Origin of the sequence: Streptomyces diastatochromogenes, assembly GCF_002242805.1 — a bacterium.
Lineage (GTDB): Bacteria > Actinomycetota > Actinomycetes > Streptomycetales > Streptomycetaceae > Streptomyces > Streptomyces diastatochromogenes.
This window is the reverse complement of sequence record NZ_MCGQ01000215.1, coordinates 1-385: the sequence shown is the minus strand read 5'-3', so window position 1 is coordinate 385 and position 385 is coordinate 1. Positions and strand designations below refer to the sequence as shown.

Below are 385 nucleotides of genomic sequence, written 5' to 3'. Positions count from 1 at the left end.
GGTAAGCACCGTGTCGTTGGCATGTCGGCTGCCGACGGTGAGCCGGAGTCCCTCGCCGGGGTAGTGGCGCGCCTGGACACCGGCGTCGGTGAGTGCCGTGGCGCCCTCATCGATCGGGTCGGGCGCGGCGAGCCAGACGGAATTGGCGTGGCCGGGGCGTACGTGCCAGCCGAGTTCGACGAGTTCGTGCCGGAGCCGTTCGCGTTCGGCGACGACGGTGTCCACCCGTAGGCGCAGCTCGCTGTCGGCCTGGAGTGAGGCCTTCACCGCCGCTGTTGCCACCGTGTTGATCCCGAAGGGCAGCTGCTGCCGACGGACCCGCTCCACCAGCTCGCAGGCGCCGAGTCCGTAGCCGACCCGCAGGGCGGCGAGGCCGTAGGCCTTG

The 385-nt window shown here is 71.4% G+C and carries 1 protein-coding gene; it reads right to left on the bottom strand.

Features of this window, described 5'->3' with window-relative positions; all coding sequences use genetic code 11:
* A partial coding sequence (locus tag BEK98_RS47685; protein WP_143684313.1) for an aminotransferase class I/II-fold pyridoxal phosphate-dependent enzyme occupies positions 1-385 on the bottom strand: 385 nt, incomplete at both ends.